We start from the raw sequence: 22,029 nt of genomic DNA on the forward strand, positions 1-22,029 counted from the left end.
ATTCAATGTATTTTCTCTTTGCAATCATTTTACTAAAGTATAGTTTCTATAATATTATAGCACTTTAATATTAAATTTAGAAGTATATTATAAAAATTAATTAATTATTAATTAATTTATGTCATATATATCTGAAAATTCTATACTTATTCTCTCCACATAAGAATTTCCAAGGTCTGATGTAGCCGCAACCTCTTTATAACTATCCATCTTTACTATAGGAAATTTAACTATAAACTCACTTCCAACTCCAATATCACTATTAACCTCTATGGTTCCCCCCTGCATTTCCATTAAAGATTTTACTAAATATAAGCCTATTCCACTTCCTTCATGGTCTCTTGTGAGGGACTTGTCTACTTGAGTGAACCTTTCAAATACTGTTTTAAGTTTTTCCTTTGGTATTCCACGTCCCGTATCTTTTATGGATAATTTTACATATTCCTCTTCCTCTGAAAGATTTACATTAATAATTCCCTTCTTAGATGTAAACTTTATGGCATTAGATAAAATATTCATAACAACTCTTTCTGTTTTATCTAAATCTATGGATATTACCCTTTCTTCCATATCAGTATCAAATATTACCTCTATATCTTTGTTTTCTGCATAATCAACAATGGACATAGTTATATTCTCTACCACATTTACTATATCAGTATTCACATACTCTATAGGTAAATAGCCAGCTTCAATTTTTGTAACATCTATAAGATTATTTATAAGTCTTAATAGTCTATAACAATTTTGCTTCATAAGTCTTAAATATCTTCCATTTTCTCCATAATTACTTTTACTTCTAAGCTCCTCTAATTGAAGAGCAGAGAATATTACATTTATAGGAGTCCTAAGCTCATGAGATATATTAGCTAAAAATTCTGTTTTTATTCTATCATACTCTATAGCCTCTGAAAGTTTTCTTCTATCCTCCTCATGAAGCTCTTGAAGCTGCTTCATTTTCTCCTTATGGGTTATATCCTTTGCCATACATACTACCCTTGTTATTTCTTCATTATCATATATAGGGGTTAGGGAAACCTCTAAGTCAATATCTTCTCCCATATAATTTTTAGTTGTAAATTCAAAGTCTAGATTTTTATTTCCTTTAAGTATTTGATAAAAATATCTAAAGTGTAATTTAGATACATCTTTTCCGAAAATTTCACTTATACTTACTTCATCATTTTCTATAAAGAAATCCTGCCTCATGTATTCATTCATATCAACAATTATATTTTTAGTTATATCTATTACATATATATAATTTCTAACTAAATTAAAAAAGTCCCTATATTTTTTCTCACTTTCAATTAGAGCCCTTTGAAAATACTTCTTTCTATCTATGTCCCTTGAGATTATAAGAATCCCTTCTACATTTCCCTTATTATTCATTAATGGATTCATAATAGATTCAACCCAGATATGCTTATCCCCATTGGTTTTTAATCTATATTCCAATTGTTTTTCTTTTGATTCTCCATTTAATCTCTTTTTTATAAAACTTTTAACCTCATCCCTATCTTTATAATAAATTAAATCATATATATTTCTTCCTCTAATTTCTTTGTAGTTCACCCCATATACATTACAAAGTGACGTACTTACATATTGAATTTTCCCATTATTATCAGCATTTATCATAAAGTCAAGCATATTATCTGTAAGATCTCTAAGTTTCTTTTCATTTTTTACAATTTTCTCATTCATTTTTTTCTTATAAGTCACATCATCAAATATGGTAACAACAGCACTTTCATCGTTATAATACTCTAGCTTAAGTATTTCACACCTAAAAATTTTATTTTGAAGATTTACTATATAATTTACTTCCCCTTCCCATATGGAGTGACTTTTAAAGTTTTCACTGAGTTTCTCCATATCCAAGTCACTATTATAGTTTTTCATTAAAGAAAATAGATTATTCCCTAGAACATCTTCCTTTTTACATCTTAATATTCTAAGTAAACTATTATTATTATAAAGTATATCTCCATTATTATTACTTATAAGCACCCCTCTTGGTACTCTGTCTATTAAGTTTTTAAAGATTTTTATGTTTTCTACCCTTATGTAGTCCTTTTCCTCAAATAAAGACTCTTTTCCTTTAAGTATATAAATCTCTATAATAAAACAATAAAAACAAATTATATAAGAGAAAAAATTAATCATAGTACTTGTAAAGAGTATATTTTTTAAACTTTCATTACTAACCATAAAATCATTAAAATTTATTATCTGAAGAAATAATACTATACTAACCATATGATGGAAGATATTTTTATCTTTTAAAAACCTTATTATTCCTAAATATAAACATAAAAATAAAACCATTATATATATAATGTATATGAAATCTAATTCATTGCCATAGCTTGCATACCTTAATACCCTTCTCACTGAAACCATAAGAAAAGCGCCTAATAATAGATTAAATAAGCTCTCTCCAACCTCTTGTCCTAATTTAACTTTTCTATTTATTCCTATAACTTTATATATAATAGCCATATATATAAAAGTAAAAATTTTCACCCACATATATCCTATTCTTAAATTATAAAAACTTATACTTTTTATATGTACGTTCATAGAATATATAATCCCAAGGATTTCTTGACCTAAAAGGAAGAAAGTTACTATTCCTATCCACCTAGGTATTTCCCCATACTTTTTTTTCACTAAATATATATAAGCAATGCCTACATTAAATAACATAAAAACAGTTATAGATTTAATCCAATGAAATATTTCTATGGGGATAGATATATCATCAAGACAAGAAGAAATAATTATACTTATGAATATAAATATAATTCCTATAATATTAAGAACCTTGGAAGGTTTAATTCCTCCATGAAAATGCCTATCTCCTGTAAGCTTATTAATATTTTCATTCATATAGTAACATCATTCCTTTCCTAAGAATATATTTCTTCTTTTTTCCCATATTTCCTTTTTTAAAAAATCCAAAAATTATTCTATAAAAAAATAAAACACCCCAAAATATTACATTATTTTCAGGGAGTTCTATAGTATTTTTTATCTAGAGACTATATAATTCTAATCCCTATCTAGAGATAAGTCTTACACAGTCACTAGACTCTGCTTAACTAAAATTCACCTAGAATAAAATCCTATTTGAATTAAGTATCCCTTTATTTTACTAAGGAACTATAATAGTCACAATATGGTGCTATTACACAGTCTTCACAATGTGGTTTTCTTGCAGTGCAACATCTTCTTCCATGAAATATAATAAGGTGGTGTGCATCTGACCATTGATCCATTGGTATATTTCTTTGAAGCTGCTTTTCTACAATTAGTACATCTTTTCCTTTAGCAATACCTATTCTATTTGAAACCCTAAAAACATGAGTATCTACTGCAATAGCTGGTACTCCAAAGGCATTAGATAAAACCACATTAGCGGTCTTTCTCCCAGCTCCTGCTAGGGATGTTATGCCTTCCATTGTATTTGGTACTTCTCCATTAAAATTTTCTTTTAACTGTCTACACATAAGGAGTATGTTCTTTGCTTTATTTCTATATAATCCTATGGTTTTTATTCTAGTTTCTAACTCCTCTTGGCTAAGAGTTAAAAACTCATCTACTGTCCCATAATCCTTAAATAAAGTTTCTGTAACCTGATTTACCTTAACATCTGTAGTTTGAGCTGAAAGAATAGTCGCCACAAGAAGCTGGAAAGGGCTCTCATGATTAAGCTCACAATGAGCATCAGGATATTCTTTTTTTAATAACTCTATTACCTTCTCTACCTTTTCTTCCATAAGTTTATCACCTCAGTAAGATTACATAATAAATTCTATAAATTTAAAATATGTCTTTCTATATTTATTTTAACCGCTCTAACATTTATAATATAAAAGTATAAAAATACCTATTTAATTTATATTTAATCTAAAATTCTACAACTTATACTTTATTAAAATAATTTACTTATATACACCCCTATATTCCTCTGGGATAAGCTTTGCTATATTCCCCATAATAAATTTTAACGCCCTATCATCATATTCATGCCTATCTTCATCTTTTCCCTTTTTAGGAAGCTCTATAGGCTTTCCTATATTAACCTTAACTTCTGCATGGTTAAAATTCTCATGACTCATATCTCCACTCTTATTTATAGGTAAAAGCTTCTCTGTTCCCCACATACCTAAGGGTACAATTTGTGCCTTGCTTAATCTTGCAATAAGCAAAATACCTTTCTTAGCTTCTATCATTGACCCTTCTCTACTACGGGTTCCTTCTGGAAATATCATTATATTTTCTCCATCCTTTAGCGTTTTTATAACCCTTGTTAGGGCTTCCTTATCTGCACTTCCTGGATTTATAGGTATGGTCTTTACAATTCTAATTCCAATGTTTGTAACTGGATCATTGGATAACTTCACTCCTGCCACAAAGCTTGGATCATAGTCCTTTAAAAGATCATTTAATATCATTCCGTCTGCATTACTTAGATGATTACAAAGAAATATACAAGGTGATTTTACTGACGATAGATTATCTTTATTTATAACTTCCACCTTTGCATACTTATTTATATATCCATAAAGTAATTTATTACATATATAATCTCCTAGCCTTTTAGGTAACACATTTAATATACCAGATAACACCCTAGCTTTCCTCATAATCTATCAACCTTCCATAACTTAATAAGTAAATCCTATATAAATTAAAATTAGCTTCTATAATAAAATTATATTTTTCCTAGGTATAATAATTTTTTCAGTTAAAATTAATTATAGGGTTTTTACATAAACACTTAACTTATTCATTAAAATATCTTTGACTTATAGGACTTTAAGTAAATGTATTTAGTAATCTTTAAACTTAAAATCTATATAGGTTTCTCATATTGAAACTTATCTTATACATGTATTAACTTCCTCAAATCATAGACTTCAAACATTTTATAAAATAAATCACCACTTAGAAACCCTATATTATTTCTATAATCCCTATATTTATTATACTATATTTTTAATAATATTATAATACTCCCTTACATAGGGACTTTTTATATCCTTTTCACTTATCTCTCCATTTTCCATTTTAACCATAAAAGCTATTAAAGCATTTCTCTGAAGAACAGGCTTTCCTCTCCATCCACAGGATGTATTTAAATACTTCTCCTTAAAGGTCTTTTTTTCCATATAAATCATTTCCTCTAAATCCACATTCTCCATAAAATCTATAACCTGAAAATCTTTAATTGGAGATAATTCTATATGATTATTATAGGGGCAACAGCTTTGACATGTATCGCACCCAAAAAGTCTTCCATTCATTAGCTTTATCCACTTTTTCTCCAAGTCTTTCTTTTGAGTAATATATGACATACATATATTAGAGTTTTTCTTAACCTTATTTATGGATTTAGTTGGACACTCCTTATAACAAAGCTCACACTCTCCACACTGTGTAAAATTCTTTATTTCATTTACTAGGTTTTCATTGCTACTTGCCTCTAAGTCCAAATTTGTTATTATTTCTCCTAAAAATACATAGGAGCCATATTTTTTAGTTATGACCATATTATTTTTCCCTATAAATCCTACACCTGAAAGAGCTGCAATATATCTTTCTGGAAGTGCATTACTATCAACTAATGGAACTGCTTTTCCTCCTATGCTCTCTATAAATTCACATATTTGTCCTAGATAATCCTTAACTACTCTATGATAATCCTTGCCTTGGGTATATTTAGAAAAATAAACATCTTTATGATTATTAAAGTTATGAACATATGGAAATGCTACAGAGATTATGGTTTTTCCATCTTCCATATATATAAATGGATTTATCCTCTTTTCTATATCCTTTTCCTCAAATTCATTTTCTAAACTATTTTCTTTTCTGTATATATAAAAATCATGAAGTTCATGAAACACTCTACATTTAGTAAACCCTATGGTATCAATACCTATTCCATTACAAAAATTAACTATCTTATCCTTCATTTTCTCTCCCTTACCTTTGGTTAAAAATAATAAACCAAGCTATTCTAAGCTTTCTATAAGACTTTAATATACACTCTTAATTTGCTAATTAGAAGACTTTTAATTTATACATCTTGATGAATCAATATAAATCAATAAAACTTTAATGAATAAGTTAATTTTTATTCTTAAATCCCTATATATGGTTCTTACCTTAATTCTTAACTTATCCATGAACTTTCCTTTTGATCAATCAGCATTTATGGCTATATATAAGTTAAGTTAAAACCCCTATATATTTCCTAGGAAATAACTAACCCTACCGTATCTTAAGTAATACTTCTTTAATTCCAATAAAAAGTATATAGCCTTTAAATAAAGCAGTATCTATTCATTATTAAATATAAAATAATATTTTATATTTAATAATATCATATATCTATAATTACCATCAATTATATTGTCCTCTAGACTCACTTCTTTTTTATTCCATATACTTTAAAGTAAAAAAGCTTTAGAAATGAAAATCACTTTCTCATTTCTAAAGCTAAGATTTTTAACTATCCCTATTTATATTACCATATCATTATATATATATTTATCTTCTCCTTTATGATTCATAATATCTATAATTTTTCTTGATTTATATATTATTTTTGCAGGTATTCCTACAGCTGTTGTATAACTTGGTACATCTCTTAGTACAACTGAATTTGATCCTATTTTAGAATTTTCTCCTATAACTATAGGTCCCAGTACCTTTGCCCCTGCTCCTATTATTGCACCACTTTCAACAGTGGGATGTCTTTTACCTTTATCTTTTCCAGTCCCCCCCAGGGTAACTCCATGATATATGGTAACATCATCCCCTATTTCTGCAGTTTCTCCAATAACAACTCCCATACCATGATCTATAAATAATCGTCTTCCTATAGTAGCACCCGGATGTATTTCTATCCCTGTTATAAATCTTCCTATTTGAGATATTAATCTTGCTAGAAAATAAAGTCTTTTTTTATAAAAGAATCTAGATATTCTATGGTTTATTATGGCATGAAGGGATGGATATAGTAATACTTCATATATACTTCTTGCTGCTGGATCTTTGCTCATTATATTTCTTACTTCATCTTTTAGAAATTTTATCATAGTATAACCCCCTTCATCCTTTCTATTTTAAAATTTACTCATATAATCCCATGGATAAATATTTTTCTCCTCCATCTGGAGCCACTGTTACAATAGTCTTATCTTCTCCTAAAGTTTCAGCCTTTCTTAAAGCAGCTATAATATTAGCTCCTGAGGATATTCCAACAAGTATACCATAATCCCTTGCCATAATTCTTGCCCCTTCAAAAGCATCTTCATCACTTATTGTTAGTACTTTATCTACTACATCCTTATTATATATATCTGGAATAAAACCTGCACCTATACCTTGAATCTTGTGTGGTCCTGGTTCTCCTCCACTTATTACAGGTGATTTCTCTGGCTCTATAGCTATAACTTCCACATTACTTTTGCTTTCTTTTAAAAGTTTTCCTACTCCTGATATAGTTCCTCCTGTTCCAACACCTGTCATAAATACATCTATATTAGGAACATCTTTTAAGATTTCTTCTGCTGTTGTTTTATAATGTTTGTTTGGATTAGCTATATTTACAAACTGTTGAGGAACAAAATAACCTTCATTTTCTTCTGAGAGCTCTTTAGCCTTTGATATAGCTCCCTTCATTCCCTTTGCTCCTTCTGTTAATATAAGTTCTGCTCCATAAGCCTTTATTATATTTCTTCTTTCTATACTCATAGTTTCTGGCATTACTATAATAACTCTATACCCCTTAAGTCTTCCTATCATAGCAAGGGCTATACCAGTATTACCACTAGTTGGTTCAACTATTGTATTTCCTTCTTTTAAATAGCCTATTCTCTCTGCTTCTTCAATCATTCCAAGAGCTGCCCTATCTTTTACGCTTCCACCTGGGTTATATCTTTCAAGTTTTACATATACCCTTGCCTTACCTTCTTTAGTATTTAGTTTAATTATAGGTGTATTTCCTATCATATCTATAGCTGAATTAAAAATCATAAACTTTTCCTCCTTAATAAATTATCTTTCTAAAATTAATAGATTATATTATCACATTTAATAAATCATATTTCTAAATCTAAACCGTGGCCAACAGTTTTGTAAGTATATAAAAAAGCCCCGTCTCTAAAACTTTAGAGACGAAGCTTGACTTCGCGGTTCCACTCTAATTGGGTATATGTACCCCAACTCAAAATTCTGGCACAAAACTATGCCTTATCCCTGTAACGGGGGATACCGTACAACCCTACTAATTTTCAGGCGCATACTCCAAAGGGCACTTCTCTTAACTTCCAGTGAGGATCTTTCACCACCATCCTCTCGCTGAAACCTTTCATTAAGGTACTTTCCTTCTTCAATGTATTTCCGAGTAATATGATACGATTTATATTATACATTATATACTGTTTTTCTTAATATGTTAATAGAATTTTGTATTTATTTTTTAAATATTTTCTATAGGTAATATTAATTATATCAATAGTTATATTTATATACAATTTTTTATTTTCTATTCTATTTAATTATATGCTATAACTTCTGATTATACATTATAACTTACTAAACAATAATCTAAACTACAAAATAATCTTATAAATATAAAATCCTATTTCTATATAGATAATTATATTATCTAATTATAGTTAAAAACTTCTCTCTAAGTAAATAATTAATTTTTTAGCCCCCTATGCTTTAAATTAATATTAACTTTATATTTATAAGGCTTTATGTTAATATATAATGATTAATATTTTAGTTTAGTTAAAAAAATAACATGAAAGAATTAATCTACTTTTTATATCACAGCTAAATAGATTATTGAAATACCTTAAGTATAATAAGATTGGAGATAAAAATCATATGAAAATTGGAAAGAACTTTTTACCTATAAGTAAAGCTGATATGAGCTCTATGGGTATAGAAGAACTTGATTTTATAATAGTTACAGGGGATGCCTATGTGGACCACCCTTCCTTTGGTTCTAGTATAATTGGAAGAACTTTAGAATACAATGGATTTACTGTAGGTATAATTCCTCAACCTGACTGGAAAAACACTGATGACTTTAAAAAGCTAGGAAAACCTAGATTAGGATTCTTAGTTAACTCTGGAAATATAGATTCTATGGTTAACCACTATACTTCTTCAAAAAAGAAAAGAAGAGATGATCTTTATTCTCCAGGCGGAGAAGGCGGCCATAGACCTGATAGAGCAGTTATAGTCTATTGTAATAGGATAAGAGAGGCCTTTAAAGATGTTCCAATAATAATTGGTGGTATTGAAGCCTCTCTAAGACGTTTTACTCACTATGACTACTGGGATGATAAAGTTAGACGAAGTATACTAGTTGATTCTAAGGCAGATCTTTTAATCTATGGTATGGGTGAAAAAACTATAGTTCAGCTTGCTAACCTTTTAAATTATGGTATGAATATAAATAACATAACAAGTCTTAGAGGTACCTGTTACTTATCAAAGGACATGGAGAATATTAAAGATGCTGTTATTGTTCCAAGCTATGAAGAGGCAAGCACAGATAAAAATGCCTATAATGAAAGTTATAAGTTAGAATTCTATGAGCAGGATCCTATAAACGGAAATACTATAATACAAAAACATGGAGATAGATATCTAGTACAAAATCCTCCTCAAGAACCTTTAACTGTGGAAGATATGGATATATCCTATAATCTTCCTTATATGAGAACTTATCATCCTATATATGAAGCCAAGGGTGGAATACCTGCTATAAACGAAGTTAAATTTTCTATTACAAGTCATAGAGGATGTTTTGGTTCCTGTTCTTTCTGCGCTTTAACCTTCCACCAAGGGAGAATAATACAAAATAGAAGCCAAGAAAGCATTATAGATGAAGCTAAGCTTCTAACTACCTTAGATGACTTTAAGGGATATATTCATGATATAGGAGGCCCTACAGCTAACTTTAGACATAAGGCTTGTAAAAAGCAAGAGACTCATGGTGCTTGTAGGCATAGACAATGTATGCATCCTACTCCATGTAAAAATCTTAAAATTGATCATAAAGAATATTTAAGCCTTTTAAGAAAAGTACGTAAATTACCTGGAATAAAAAAAGTATTTATACGTTCTGGTATTAGATACGATTATTTAATCCATGATAAAGACACTGAATTCTTTAATGATTTATGTAAACATCATATTAGTGGCCAATTAAAGGTTGCACCTGAACATGTGTCTGATAAGGTGCTTCATCAAATGGGAAAACCTACAAAAGAAGTTTATAATAGATTTGTTAAAAAGTATTTTGAAATAAATAAAAAAATAGACAAAAATCAGTTTCTTGTACCTTATTTAATGTCCAGTCATCCTGGAAGTGATTTAAAATCTTCTATAGAACTTTCTTTATACATAAAGGATATGGGATATACTCCAGAGCAGGTTCAAGATTTTTACCCAACTCCTGGAAGTTTATCCACTACTATATACTATACAGGAATTAATCCCTTAACTTCTGAGAAGGTTTATGTTCCTAAAACCTCTAAAGAAAAAAATATGCAAAGAGCTCTTATGCAGTTTACAGTTCCTGAAAATCACAGCTTAGTTAAAGAAGCACTAACTAAAGCTGGAAGAGAAGATTTAATAGGAAATGATAAAAATTGTTTAATCTCCTATAATCCAATAAGAAAACCTGTGAAAAAGAATAAACCTTCACATAAAACTACAGAAAAATCTAAGACTTCAAAGTCTTCTATGGATAAAAAAAGTTTTAATAGAAAACATAAGAATAATAAAGGTAAAAAAAATTAGGCTTGGATTTTACTCCAGGCCTATCTCTTTTTCAAGCTTTTTATTCCATAATACAAGGTTATAAGAGAAACTAATTCCCCTATTAAAGTGTTATAATCCAAATTAAAACCTAAAAGAATAAGTATGTTTTCTCCTATTATTATCATAACAGAAACCATTACCATTATGATTCCACTCTCTATGCTATTCTTAACTCCATAGCTTATTATGCACATAAATAATATAAGACTTAAAATAAATATATATCCTATATTAATCCACCCTTGCTCTATATATTTCATAGCATATCCATATATAGGGTGTATTTCAAAGGATACCTGAACAAATTTTATAATTCCTATATATATAATAATTAAAAAACCTAGAATTATAAAAATAAAATTTATTTTCAGCCCATCTTTCCTTAAAAAAATATAGTAACTTAATAATAAAACTCCTGGAATCCCTATAATATTTAAGGATATTAAGTATCTTATATTATATATATGCTCTATGTTCTGCATTATAAATGTAAATAATAGTCCTAAATATCTAAGTATCAACCCTAGGGATACAATAGTGCAAAAAGTTTTTATCTTTTTAGGTCCATTATTATAGCTTGAAAAAATAATGTTTATTACAAAAAAAATATTAAGTAACAATAAGGTTAGATAAACATAAACTAAATTCATTTCATCATTCCTCTACTTTATTGCTACTTAATATTATTAAAAATATTAGTTATTTATTCCTAATATTTTAAGTCCACCCTTAATACATTCTATGTTTAGTGGAAAATCTGGTCCCTTCTCTCCATCAATATCTGTTACTATGTCCTCATTACACTCTACTCTTAGTTTATTTGTTTTAAAATAAATAACATTAGGATCCTCTAAATGCTCGCCCTTAAATATTCTTATAAATAAAGGTATTAATTCTCTTATTGAACATGCCTTTATTATTAAGATATCTAATTGACCATCTTCGGCATTAGCCTTATAGGCAAGTTTAAAATTCCCTGCAGTTTGCCCATTAAACACTAATATTAAGTACATATCTCCGTCAAAATTAAACTCATCACTTTCAACTTCAACCTTTAACTTTCTAAAGTTCGGAAGTTGCTCTAAACCTTTTATGTAATAAGCAAGCTTTCCTATAGTGTTTTTAAGATTAACATCTGTCTTTTGAGAAACATCAGTAAAAAGACCTGCACTTGCAACATTTATAAAGTATTTTTCATTTATTCTACCAATATCTACAGGTACTGGTGTAGAATTTAATATCTGTTCACAAGCCTTCTCTACATTAGGAGACATTCCTATAAACTTAGCAAAATCATTAGCGGTTCCAACTGGTAATATAGCTAGTGGTAAATCTATCCCCATAGACTTCATAAGGTTTACAATAGTATCAACGGTACCATCGCCTCCAGCCACAATTACATATTCATAAGTATTATCAATGTCTGCAAAAGCTTTTTCAATCTCTATATCAAAGCTTATTCTATGAGGAACAACTATATATCCCTTTTTTTGATGAAGTCTTATAACAGTATCAATGTCATTTAAAATGGCATTCTCCCCTGAAAAAGGATTATATATGAACTTGACCTTCTTCATTGTTAACTCCTCCCAATTTCATTAAAAGTACAGAGTGATTATATCATTTTATATTAAAGGTGTCGAGTTACCTCAGAAACATATATGCAATATCCTTCCAATTAAACCCTCTATCCTTAATCTTTTTCTTAAATACTTCTTAAATACCCCCATACCCTCTTATATAAATTTATAATATAAGGTATAATGGCAATAGCACTAATTATAATGGGAGTGATGTAACAATGAAAAAAAGTGCAATACCAAATGCATTTACCCTTGGTAACTTAGCCTTTGGAGTTTTAGCAATACTTGCAACTTTTCATGCGGATTACAAGTTAGCAGCTATATTTATCATATGTGCAGCTATTGCTGATAGATATGATGGAAGGGTTGCTAGATTATTAAATGTTGATAGTGAAATAGGTAAGGAATTAGACTCATTAGCTGATTTAGTTTCTTTTGGAGTTGCTCCTTCAATTCTTGTTTATAAACTATACGGCTTTATGAGCTTTGGAATTCTAGGATATTTTCTAGTTTTAATATTCCCTATATGTGGAGCTTATAGACTAGCTAGGTATAATATATCAAGTTTTGATGGAACATTTACAGGAGTTCCTATAACAATAGCTGGAACATTTATGGCATTATTTTGTTTACTTCAAGTAATAATTTTTGAAAAAACCTTAAATCCAATATTACCTATAATATTTTTAATTGTACTATCCTATTTAATGGTAAGTAAATTTAAACTTAAAAAGGTATAAAGTCCCTGGTTTAACACCAGAGACTTTTTTTTATTTCTTATCTGTTGTCTTAGATAACTCACATTGAATATCTTCATATACAAATTCTGGACTTATACATCCCTTAATCTCCTCGGAATACATAACACAATAATCAAGATACCTACATTGACATCTTTTTAAGGCATCCGCTACATCATCTATTAAACTTCCAAGAGCTTCTGCTCTTTTAAGTGCATCTTTAACTTGACTTTTTTTAGCTAGAGCTATTCCATTAAGCTCATTAGCCCCTCCAATTAAGAGTCTATATGAGTTAATAAGTCTTGTAAGCATTTCTTGCATTGCTATTATTTCTCTTTGCTGGCACTCCATTAAATCTCTATGACTCATATTCTATTCCACCTATGATACATACTTCAAAACTAATATATTAATAGAGTACTTAAAATATTACTTAGTTTTTTTATATTAATTTTTTAATTCTTCCTCAACATATTCTCCATCAATATGTTTAAACTCATCCTCATTATTCCCACTTGGAACTTCTTCTTCAGCTAAATTTCCTCTAAATAAGGACTCCTTATGATTAAATTCAAAATCCTCTTCCATTATAACTGGCATTACAAAATATTTAGGATAAGCTATTATCATATCCCCACTCCTCCTTATTTATAATTTTCACAGTGAATTTTAAAATAACCTCTTGGATATTTACATAATGGGCACACCATAGGTGCTTCTTTTCCTAAATGTATATATCCACAATTTAAACATTCCCATTTTTCTTCTTTATCTCTTTTATATAAGGTTCCATTCTTTAGTCTTTCGTATAACTCCATAAACCTTTTTTCGTGATTTTCTTCAACTTCTCTTAATTCCTTAAAAAAATCTGCTATTTCTAAGTATCCTTCACATCTAGCGATTTCCTCAAATTCTTTATATATCTTATCAGCCTCTTCTGCTTCTCCCATTGCAGCCTTCATTAAGTTCTTTTCCGTAGTTTCCATCTTTCCTAAGTACTTATTAAAAACCTCCCTGCCATGAGCAAATTCATTTTTAGCAGTCTCCATAAAAACATTAGCTATCCAGTGTTGTCCTTCACCTATTGCTTTTTCTGCGTATAAATCGTATTTATTCCTAGCTCTAGACTCCCCAGCAAAGGTCATCAAAAGATTCCTTTCTGTTTTTGAGCCTTTTACATTTTTCATTTTTATAGCTCCTTACTCTATTATTGCTCTTATATATAAAATATTCTATATTCTCCAAAATGTTACTAATTTCTAATTATCTCTTTATAATGCCTCCTAGAGTTCTAAATTCAAAAGGCAATTTACACATCTGCCTAAAGCAAAATAAATCAGAAATATTTTTAATGAATAAGTTATCAATTTAAATAAAACTTAAAGAATCCACCTAGAATTTAATTTCTAGGTGGATTTTTTAATTTATTATTGTCTTATGATAATTATAAGTTTTAACACTTAAAATAAACTATTTCTAAAGAATATAAGTTTTACTTATCTCCTCCTAAGATTTGTTTTTTAAGCATAAGTCCTGTAGGTGTTACTGCAAGGCCTCCCATGGCAGTTTCTCTAAGTTCACTTGGCAGACTACGACCAATTTTATTCATGGCCATAACAACCTCATCAAAAGGTATCTTACTCTCAACTCCTGCCATAACTAAATCCACTGTGGTAAGCGCACTAACCGCTCCTGCTGCATTTCTTTTAGCACATGGTACTTCTACAAGTCCTGCTATTGGATCACAAACAAGACCTAATATATTTTTTATAACTATTGCCGCACCATGAAGGCACATAGCTGGTGTTCCTCCCATAAGATCTACAATAGCAGCACATCCCATAGCAGCTGCTGAACCACATTCTGCCTGGCATCCACCTTCTGCTCCAGATATGGATGCATTCTGTGCAATAACAACCCCTACAATAGAAGATGCAAAAAGTGCCATTATAAGTTCATCATCACTTTTATTAAGCCTTTCTCCTGCTGTGGTTATAACTGCTGGGAGTATTCCACAAGATCCAGCCGTAGGACATGCAACTATTCTCCCCATAGAAGCATTAACCTCTGAACAAGAGATAGCCCTTGCCATTGCCTTTACTATATAATCTCCACTTAAAGTATTTCCACCTTTAACATATTGATTTATTCTATATGCATCTCCTCCAATAAGTCCACTTACTGAAATAACCTTCTCATCTAAGGCTCTCGATGCAGCTTCTTTCATTGCATTTAAATTTTTTCTCATTTTTTCTATAATAACTTCTCTTGACTGTCCGCTTTCTTCCATTTCATTTCTTAAAGCAAACTCTCCAAGGGATATGTTTTCTTTAGTACATATTTCTATTAGTTCTCTTCCGCTTTTTATATACACCTTATTATTCTCCTTCCTTCATAGGATTTATTATTTTTATGTGATTTATTTCTTTTATAGATAAAATTTCCTCTTTTATTTCTTTAGTTATATTATGATCTGTTTCAAAAATCATAGCAGCACCACGTCCTCTACTGCTTCTAAATACCTTCATAAAGGCTATATTAATATCATTATCATAAAGAATTGCAGTTACCTTTGATACAACTCCTGGAGCATCCCTATGATCTATAATAAGAGTTGGATATTCTCCTGTAAATTCAACCTTTTGGCCATCTACTTCTGTTATTATTATGCTTCCTCCCCCAATAGAGGATCCCATTACTTCTGCCTCATATCCATCTTCTTTTTCAATGACAAATTTTACTGTATTAGGGTGTACTTCTCCTAAATCAGCCTCTTTAAAAACTATTTCTATTCCCTTGTCCTTAGCTATCACTAGAGAGTCTCTAAGGCCTTCATCCCATGGATTCATTCCAAGAATACCAGCTACTAAGGCCCTATCTGTTCCATGACCTTTATAAGTTTTTGCAAAGGATCCATGAAGAAGAAATGTAACCTTTTTTATATTTTCTCCTGCAATAATTCCAGCAATCTTTGAGAGTCTGGCTGCCCCAGCTGTATGAGAACTAGATGGTCCTATCATTATAGGACCTATAATATCAAAAACTCCATATCTTTTCATTATAAAAATCCCCTTTTTCTAAGCTTATATTTCTTTTGGTTTTCTATTATTAAACTTTAGTTATATATAATTTATCCTATTTAATTATAAGTATTTTTTCTTATTAGTTCCATGAAAATTTATATGTATATATTAAAATAAGAGTTTAATAATTTTTGTTTTAAAAATTAATTTATATGTGAAAATAAACCCCTTATATAAGATAATTATAAAAATGTTTTCCACATTATCTTATGTAATATTGTAGTTATATCTCCTTAATTCCCCTAAATTGAATAAAGTTCATCCTAAGGGTAAAAATTACCTGTCTAAAATAGTTACCCCTTAAATGAACTTTATTTAATCTTTTAATTATAGCTGTAAAACTTTATCCATATTATATATTAATATTTATAGAAAACACTTCCTCCTATAAATTCTCTTAGAATAGAATTTGTTGGAATAGTATCTATATCCACATCTTTAAATAGCCTTAGAAAGTTTTTAAGACGTAAAACTTCATAATAAACTTCGCTTTCTTCTCCTATCTTTTCTAGTTCCTCCAATGCATATTTTTTTAGTACACATAACTCATATACAAGGGTTGAATTAAACATAACATCAGCTTCTTCTTGGAATATAAATATATTTTTTTCTTCCCCTCTTTTAATAGAAGGCCACATTTTAAGAGTATCTTCCCCCATATAACCTCTAGATAAAAAATCTCTTACTATTCTTCTTACCTTCCTAACATCTGTTGTTGTTATTCTATTGTGGCTATCTATATTAAGCTGAGTTAAAGCACTTATATATATCTTAAACTTATTTTTACTATCTATTGCCCTAGTTAACTTATCATTTAATCCATGAATTCCCTCAACTATTAAAACCCCATTGTCTGGTAGCCTTATTTTATGTCCATTCCACTCTCTAGCTCCAAGCTTAAAATTATAACTTGGAATTTCAACAGTATCCCCCTTTAGTATTTTTTTTAAATCCTCATTAAATAAAGGTAAATCTAAGGCATCTATGGACTCAAAATCATATTTTCCATTTTCATCTAAAGGTGTATCCTCTCTATTTACAAAATAATCATCCAAGGATATTGGTATCGGAGTTATTCCATTAACTCTTAATTGAATCCCAAGCCTTCTTGCAAAAGTAGTCTTCCCTGATGAAGATGGACCAGATATAAGTATTACTTTTACATCCTTTTTCTCACTTATAGTGTCTGCAATATAAGCTATTTTCTTTTCATGAAGGGCTTCTGCCACCATAATAAGCTCTTGAATTTCTTTATTTTCTATTTTATTATTTATAGCCCCTACATCTGCTACTTCTAAAATATTAAGCCATTCCTCTGTTTCCTTAAATATATTATCTAACTTTTCATAATTTATAAATTTAGGTAATCCCTTAGGATCATTTTCTTCTGGATACCTTAAAATAAACCCTGGATCATGAAATATTAGATCAAAGGTTTCCATAACTCCTGTGCTTGGGGCTAAAGGACCATAAAAGTAGTCATATCTTCCTTGGAGTTCATAAAGCTTTAATTTATTATTTTTTACATGTTTTAAGAGCCTTACCTTATCTTCAAACCCATAGTCTTGAAATATATTAATGGCCTCTTCCCTAGTTACAGATATTTTATTTATTCTTTCATCAGCCGTTATAATTTCTTTCATTCTATTTCTTATATCCTCTATATCCTTTTCATCTAAGGAATGCTCCTTATGAATTTCTCCATAGATTCCCTTACTTATAGAATGTTCTATGGTTATTTTAGATCCCTTAAATAAATCATATACTGCTTTTATTAAAATAAAATGAAGTGTTCTTGCATAGGTTTTTAACCCTATGGTTTCTTCTATGGTTACTGGATAAAATTCTCCCCCATGGGGCACCTTATCCCTAAGCTCATAATAACGTCCATCTATTTTTCCTAAGGTGATAGGAATATCTCTATTGGAAAAATGTTCCTTTACCACTTCTTCAAAGGTGATCCCTTCCTCCACCCTTAAGTTTTTTTCATTTGGTGTATATAAATGTATTTTAGCCATATAAATCCCCCTTCTATATTTATTAGAATTTAAGAATAACTAAATAACTAATGTACTTATTATTGGTTATTTACTACCATATTTTATGAATTTTAAACTAAACCCATTTAATTTAAGAGAATCTATTACACAAAACTTTCAAAATTTCTACGTATAATTAATCATTAAGATTTTAAAATAATTTTATTAAATTAATTAATAACTAAACTTTAGTTTTCATATAGATATCCAAAGGGACATCTAAACTTATCCAAAATTTTTTACCACCATTTCTAAAGTTACTAAATAAAAATTTAAGGAATAATTTGATTTTAGGTTGAGGATATCTATAAATATAATAAGTTTCACACATATAACTTAAACTTCTCTTTACATTTTTTATAAACTAATCCCTTATCTATATTATACTTTAGTAAATTTAGAATGTAATTATTTTCAGTAATAAAAACCCTTCATTTATTACATAATATATCTTAGAGGAGGTATTTTTATGTTTATTTTTTTAATTAGAACCGCAATATTATATGCACTTGTAGTTCTAATAATTAGACTTATGGGAAAAAGACAAATTGGAGAGCTTGAACCCTTTGAACTAGTTGTAACCATAATGATTTCGGACTTAGCCTCCCTTCCTATGCAGGATAATAGGCTTCCTCTTATTAACGGAGTTATTCCTATAGTAACATTGCTTATTATTCAAGTAGTATTATCAGAGGTTCAAATAAGAAGTAAAAAATTTAAAAATATATTGGATGGAACCCCTTGTGTACTAATTAAAAATGGAATAATAGATACTAATCAACTAAGGAATCAAAGACTAAGCCTTCCTGAACTAATGGAGGAACTTAGGATTAAAGGTTATACTGATCTTACTAAAATAGCTTTTGCCATCTGGGAAACTAATGGTCAACTATCTATAATTGAAAAAAATATTGACCAAACCCCAGTGTACATACCAAGAATCTTATTTAATAATGGTAAGCTCTATGGAGATATCTTACAAGCTATAAATAAGGACGAGGATTGGTTTAATAATGAACTAATAAAAAATAAAGTTACTAGAGAAGAAATTGATTTTGCAATTATAAATTGCAAGGGTAAATTTTCTTTTCAAAGAAAGGCAGGGAGTAAAAAATGAAAAATATTGTAACTTCTTTTTGCATATTTATATCATTATTAATATTTATGACCTGGTCTTTAAATTATTTAAATAAGATTACTTTAGAAATAGAACAGAAAAATGATGTAATTGAAGATTTAGTTAATGAAAACAAATGGGAAGAAAGCTATGAAGAGGTTCTATCCCTTTTAGATTTTATAAATGAAAATTCTACTAAAATGTCTATATTTATAAATCATCAAGAAATGGACTTAATTGAAAGTGAAATTTATAGATTAACTCAATTTGTTAAAAATAAGAACTTAGATGAGACATTATCCTCCTTACATTTTATAAAGTTTTCTGTAGATAGTGTAAAAAAACTTCAAAAAGTAAACATAAAAAATATTTTTTAATAAAAAATATTTATATAAAGGTAGAAAATCTTTTTCTTTTCCTTTATAATAAAGATAGAAAACAATTAGAAAAAGTCCCACTGGGACTATTTTAGTCCCTATAGGCCATAGAAAATTTATGAAAGGTGGTTTATCTAATGGCATTAGTTACAACTAAAGAAATGTTCAAAAAAGCTTACGAAGGTAAGTACGCTATAGGAGCATTCAATATTAATAATATGGAAATAATTCAAGGAGTTATAAACGCAGCAAAATCTAGAAATTCTGCTGTAATACTTCAATGTTCAACAGGAGCAATAAAATACGCTGGTCCTAAATACTTAAAGGCAATGGTTGATGCTGCAATAGCTGATACTGGAGTAGATGTTGCTCTACATCTTGATCACGGTCCAAACTTAGAAACTGTTAAATCAGTTATAGATGCAGGATTCACTTCTGTAATGTTTGATGGTTCTCATTATGACTATGAAGAGAATGTAAGATTAACTAAAGAAGTTGTTGAATATGCTCACGCTAGAGGCGTTGTTGTTGAAGCTGAGCTTGGAGTTTTAGCAGGAGTTGAGGATGATGTAGTTGCTGCTGAGCATATATACACTGATCCTAATCAAGCAGTTGATTTCGTTAAGAGAACTGGATGTGACTCTTTAGCAATAGCTATAGGAACAAGCCACGGAGCATTTAAGTTTCCTCTAGACTTCAAACCAGAACTTAGATTTGATATATTAGAAAAAATTCAAGAAATGTTACCTGGTTTCCCAATAGTTCTTCACGGAGCATCTGCCGTTGATCCTGAAGCTGTTGCAACTTGTAATGAGTATGGTGGAAACATAGCAGGAGCTAAAGGAATCCCTGTAGATATGCTAAGAAAGGCATCTTCTATGGCTGTATGTAAGATAAACATGGATACAGACTTAAGACTTGCTATGACAGCTGCTATAAGAAAGACTTTTGGAGATGATCCAAAGGAATTCGACCCAAGAAAATACTTAGGAGCTGGAAGAGCTGCTGTACAGAATACTGTTGAAGGAAAAATAGACAATGTTCTAGGATCTAAGGATTCTATAAGCAAGTAATTCTATTACTAAAACCCACCTAAAATTAGGTGGGTTTTCTTATTTCTCCATATAATTCATAACATGCTTTATAACTATATTAATGCTTCCGTCTCCATTTCTTTGTATTTCAAACTTACTATTATCATGATAGGCTTCTTCGTCTATATAAAGATCTATATCCTTATCTATTTTAAGCCTCACTCTCTTTAACTTCTTTTCTACCCATTCCTTATCTACCTTAACTTCCTTTTCAAGGCCTTGAGCTGCTACAAATTCCACAAACTTAGCTTTTTTATCAGGTTCTTCCTTAAATAAATTTTCACTTAGCTCATGTACATCTATTATTTCTTCTTCCTTTAGGTTTCTTTTTACCTCTGTTCTTATAATCTCAGCCTTATCTGCATCTTCCTTTATGTGATTCCTTGTAAAAGTCTCTGCAGCTTTTAAAAAGGTCTTTGTCATATCTCTTTCATTGGTAACTATACTACATCCTAGGTAATTATTAAGGAAGTAGTTAGATCCATATTCCTCATTATCCTTTGACTTCTTTTGTTTATCTATAACCATTAAATTAAATTCTTGCCCTTCCCTTACAGGTTTTATAAAGGCTCCCTTTTGAATTCTTTGGCTACTACTTGGAAGTCCTGCAGTATGAGGAACTATGTTTATATTCATTCTATCTTCTATAAAATCAATTTTATGGGTAAAATTCTTTACATAATCCATTTTAAGCATACAAAGCATGGGACCATATTCTGTGGTAATTCCTATAACTAAAATATCACAAGAAGGTATATTAACATTTGCCTTCATTTGAACAAAAAGCTGTCTTGCAAGCTCCTTTGACACCTCTAAAAGATTATTTTCTCCATTTAGATATTCTTGGCTTACTTCCTTTACAATACTTCTCTCTTCATTAAATAAGGCATACTTTAACTCTTCATCCTTTAAGCATCTTTCCACATGCTTAAATAAAAAGGTATAAGTATCCTCATCTAATTCTAAATATGATTCATTAAGTATAGGGTCTATTCCGTTACTATCTAATATATGAAGTACTGCGTCTATTATGGTTATATCCTTTATGTATTCCAAGTACTACACCTCTACTTTCTTTTTTAGTGTAATAACACAAAAACATTTCTATTATACCATAATTATTGTAGTTT

The 22,029-nt window shown here is 29.4% G+C and carries 20 protein-coding genes and 1 other annotated feature; of the genes, 5 read left to right on the forward strand and 15 right to left on the reverse strand.

Annotated features, from left to right (window positions below; translation table 11 throughout):
• Positions 1-111: 111 nt before the first annotated feature.
• From BR69_RS20990 to cysK, 6 genes are all read right to left on the reverse strand, one after another.
• A complete protein-coding gene (locus tag BR69_RS20990; RefSeq protein WP_051623443.1) occupies positions 112-2,895 on the reverse strand; it encodes a sensor histidine kinase in 2,784 nt (927 codons plus the stop codon).
• Between the two features lie 257 nt (positions 2,896-3,152).
• Entirely contained in the window at positions 3,153-3,785 is a 633-nt protein-coding gene (gene nth, locus BR69_RS0101605; RefSeq protein WP_027631609.1) for an endonuclease III, read from the reverse strand.
• Positions 3,786-3,950: 165 nt separating this feature from the next.
• Entirely contained in the window at positions 3,951-4,655 is a 705-nt protein-coding gene (locus tag BR69_RS0101610) for a lysophospholipid acyltransferase family protein (protein ID WP_034849054.1), read from the reverse strand.
• A 339-nt stretch (positions 4,656-4,994) separates the two neighbouring features.
• Entirely contained in the window at positions 4,995-5,987 is a 993-nt protein-coding gene (gene queG, locus BR69_RS0101615) for a tRNA epoxyqueuosine(34) reductase QueG (RefSeq protein WP_027631611.1), read from the reverse strand.
• Positions 5,988-6,536: 549 nt separating this feature from the next.
• Positions 6,537-7,115, reverse strand: a complete 579-nt coding sequence (gene epsC, locus BR69_RS0101620; protein ID WP_027631612.1) for a serine O-acetyltransferase EpsC — start codon at positions 7,113-7,115, stop codon at positions 6,537-6,539.
• A gap of 34 nt (positions 7,116-7,149) precedes the next feature.
• The gene (gene cysK, locus BR69_RS0101625; RefSeq protein WP_027631613.1) at positions 7,150-8,055 is read right to left on the reverse strand and encodes a cysteine synthase A; all 906 of its coding nucleotides are present in this window, start codon (positions 8,053-8,055) and stop codon (positions 7,150-7,152) included.
• Positions 8,056-8,188: 133 nt separating this feature from the next.
• Positions 8,189-8,423: a binding site (T-box leader), on the reverse strand.
• A 493-nt stretch (positions 8,424-8,916) separates the two neighbouring features.
• On the opposite strand from cysK, the gene BR69_RS0101630 reads away from it, so the two are divergent.
• A complete protein-coding gene (locus tag BR69_RS0101630; RefSeq protein WP_027631614.1) occupies positions 8,917-10,845 on the forward strand; it encodes a YgiQ family radical SAM protein in 1,929 nt (642 codons plus the stop codon).
• A gap of 20 nt (positions 10,846-10,865) precedes the next feature.
• Here BR69_RS0101630 and BR69_RS0101635 read toward each other — a convergent pair whose 3' ends face one another.
• Positions 10,866-11,516 carry a hypothetical protein gene (locus BR69_RS0101635; RefSeq protein WP_027631615.1) on the reverse strand — a complete coding sequence of 217 codons (651 nt, stop codon included), beginning with the start codon at positions 11,514-11,516 and terminating at the stop codon, positions 10,866-10,868.
• Between the two features lie 45 nt (positions 11,517-11,561).
• The gene (locus BR69_RS0101640) at positions 11,562-12,443 is read right to left on the reverse strand and encodes a YegS/Rv2252/BmrU family lipid kinase (protein ID WP_027631616.1); all 882 of its coding nucleotides are present in this window, start codon (positions 12,441-12,443) and stop codon (positions 11,562-11,564) included.
• 224 nt (positions 12,444-12,667) lie between these two features.
• On the opposite strand from BR69_RS0101640, the gene pssA reads away from it, so the two are divergent.
• Positions 12,668-13,189, forward strand: a complete 522-nt coding sequence (pssA, locus tag BR69_RS0101645; protein WP_027631617.1) for a CDP-diacylglycerol--serine O-phosphatidyltransferase — start codon at positions 12,668-12,670, stop codon at positions 13,187-13,189.
• A 30-nt stretch (positions 13,190-13,219) separates the two neighbouring features.
• Here the strand turns inward: pssA and BR69_RS0101650 are convergent, their stop codons facing one another.
• The 6 genes from BR69_RS0101650 to BR69_RS0101675 all read right to left on the reverse strand — a co-directional run bounded on the left by BR69_RS0101650 (position 13,220) and on the right by BR69_RS0101675 (position 18,290).
• Positions 13,220-13,558, reverse strand: coding sequence for a hypothetical protein (locus tag BR69_RS0101650; RefSeq protein WP_027631618.1), 339 nt, complete (start codon positions 13,556-13,558; stop codon positions 13,220-13,222).
• Between the two features lie 78 nt (positions 13,559-13,636).
• The gene (locus tag BR69_RS0101655; RefSeq protein ID WP_027631619.1) at positions 13,637-13,819 is read right to left on the reverse strand and encodes a hypothetical protein; all 183 of its coding nucleotides are present in this window, start codon (positions 13,817-13,819) and stop codon (positions 13,637-13,639) included.
• Between the two features lie 14 nt (positions 13,820-13,833).
• Positions 13,834-14,376 carry a rubrerythrin family protein gene (locus BR69_RS0101660; protein WP_027631620.1) on the reverse strand — a complete coding sequence of 181 codons (543 nt, stop codon included), beginning with the start codon at positions 14,374-14,376 and terminating at the stop codon, positions 13,834-13,836.
• A 305-nt stretch (positions 14,377-14,681) separates the two neighbouring features.
• A complete protein-coding gene (gene sdaAA, locus BR69_RS0101665; RefSeq protein WP_027631621.1) occupies positions 14,682-15,563 on the reverse strand; it encodes an L-serine ammonia-lyase, iron-sulfur-dependent, subunit alpha in 882 nt (293 codons plus the stop codon).
• Between the two features lie 4 nt (positions 15,564-15,567).
• Positions 15,568-16,248, reverse strand: coding sequence for an L-serine ammonia-lyase, iron-sulfur-dependent subunit beta (sdaAB, locus tag BR69_RS0101670; protein WP_027631622.1), 681 nt, complete (start codon positions 16,246-16,248; stop codon positions 15,568-15,570).
• A gap of 383 nt (positions 16,249-16,631) precedes the next feature.
• The gene (locus tag BR69_RS0101675) at positions 16,632-18,290 is read right to left on the reverse strand and encodes a nucleoside kinase (RefSeq protein ID WP_027631623.1); all 1,659 of its coding nucleotides are present in this window, start codon (positions 18,288-18,290) and stop codon (positions 16,632-16,634) included.
• A 490-nt stretch (positions 18,291-18,780) separates the two neighbouring features.
• Between BR69_RS0101675 and BR69_RS0101685 the strand changes: the two genes are divergently transcribed.
• The 3 genes from BR69_RS0101685 (at position 18,781) to fba (ending at position 20,878) form a co-directional block, all read left to right on the forward strand.
• Positions 18,781-19,428, forward strand: a complete 648-nt coding sequence (locus tag BR69_RS0101685; RefSeq protein ID WP_027631624.1) for a DUF421 domain-containing protein — start codon at positions 18,781-18,783, stop codon at positions 19,426-19,428.
• Entirely contained in the window at positions 19,425-19,805 is a 381-nt protein-coding gene (locus BR69_RS0101690) for a DUF4363 family protein (protein ID WP_051623444.1), read from the forward strand. Before BR69_RS0101685 ends, BR69_RS0101690 begins: the two co-directional genes overlap by 4 nt.
• 137 nt (positions 19,806-19,942) lie before the next feature.
• On the forward strand, positions 19,943-20,878 hold the full coding sequence (gene fba, locus BR69_RS0101695; protein WP_027631626.1) for a class II fructose-1,6-bisphosphate aldolase: 936 nt from the start codon (positions 19,943-19,945) through the stop codon (positions 20,876-20,878).
• A 39-nt stretch (positions 20,879-20,917) separates the two neighbouring features.
• Here fba and BR69_RS0101700 read toward each other — a convergent pair whose 3' ends face one another.
• Positions 20,918-21,955, reverse strand: coding sequence for a nucleoid-associated protein (locus BR69_RS0101700; protein WP_027631627.1), 1,038 nt, complete (start codon positions 21,953-21,955; stop codon positions 20,918-20,920).
• Positions 21,956-22,029 lie beyond the last annotated feature (74 nt).

It is taken from the genome of Clostridium hydrogeniformans DSM 21757, from assembly GCF_000686705.1.
Classification (GTDB): domain Bacteria; phylum Bacillota; class Clostridia; order Clostridiales; family Clostridiaceae; genus Clostridium_Z; species Clostridium_Z hydrogeniformans.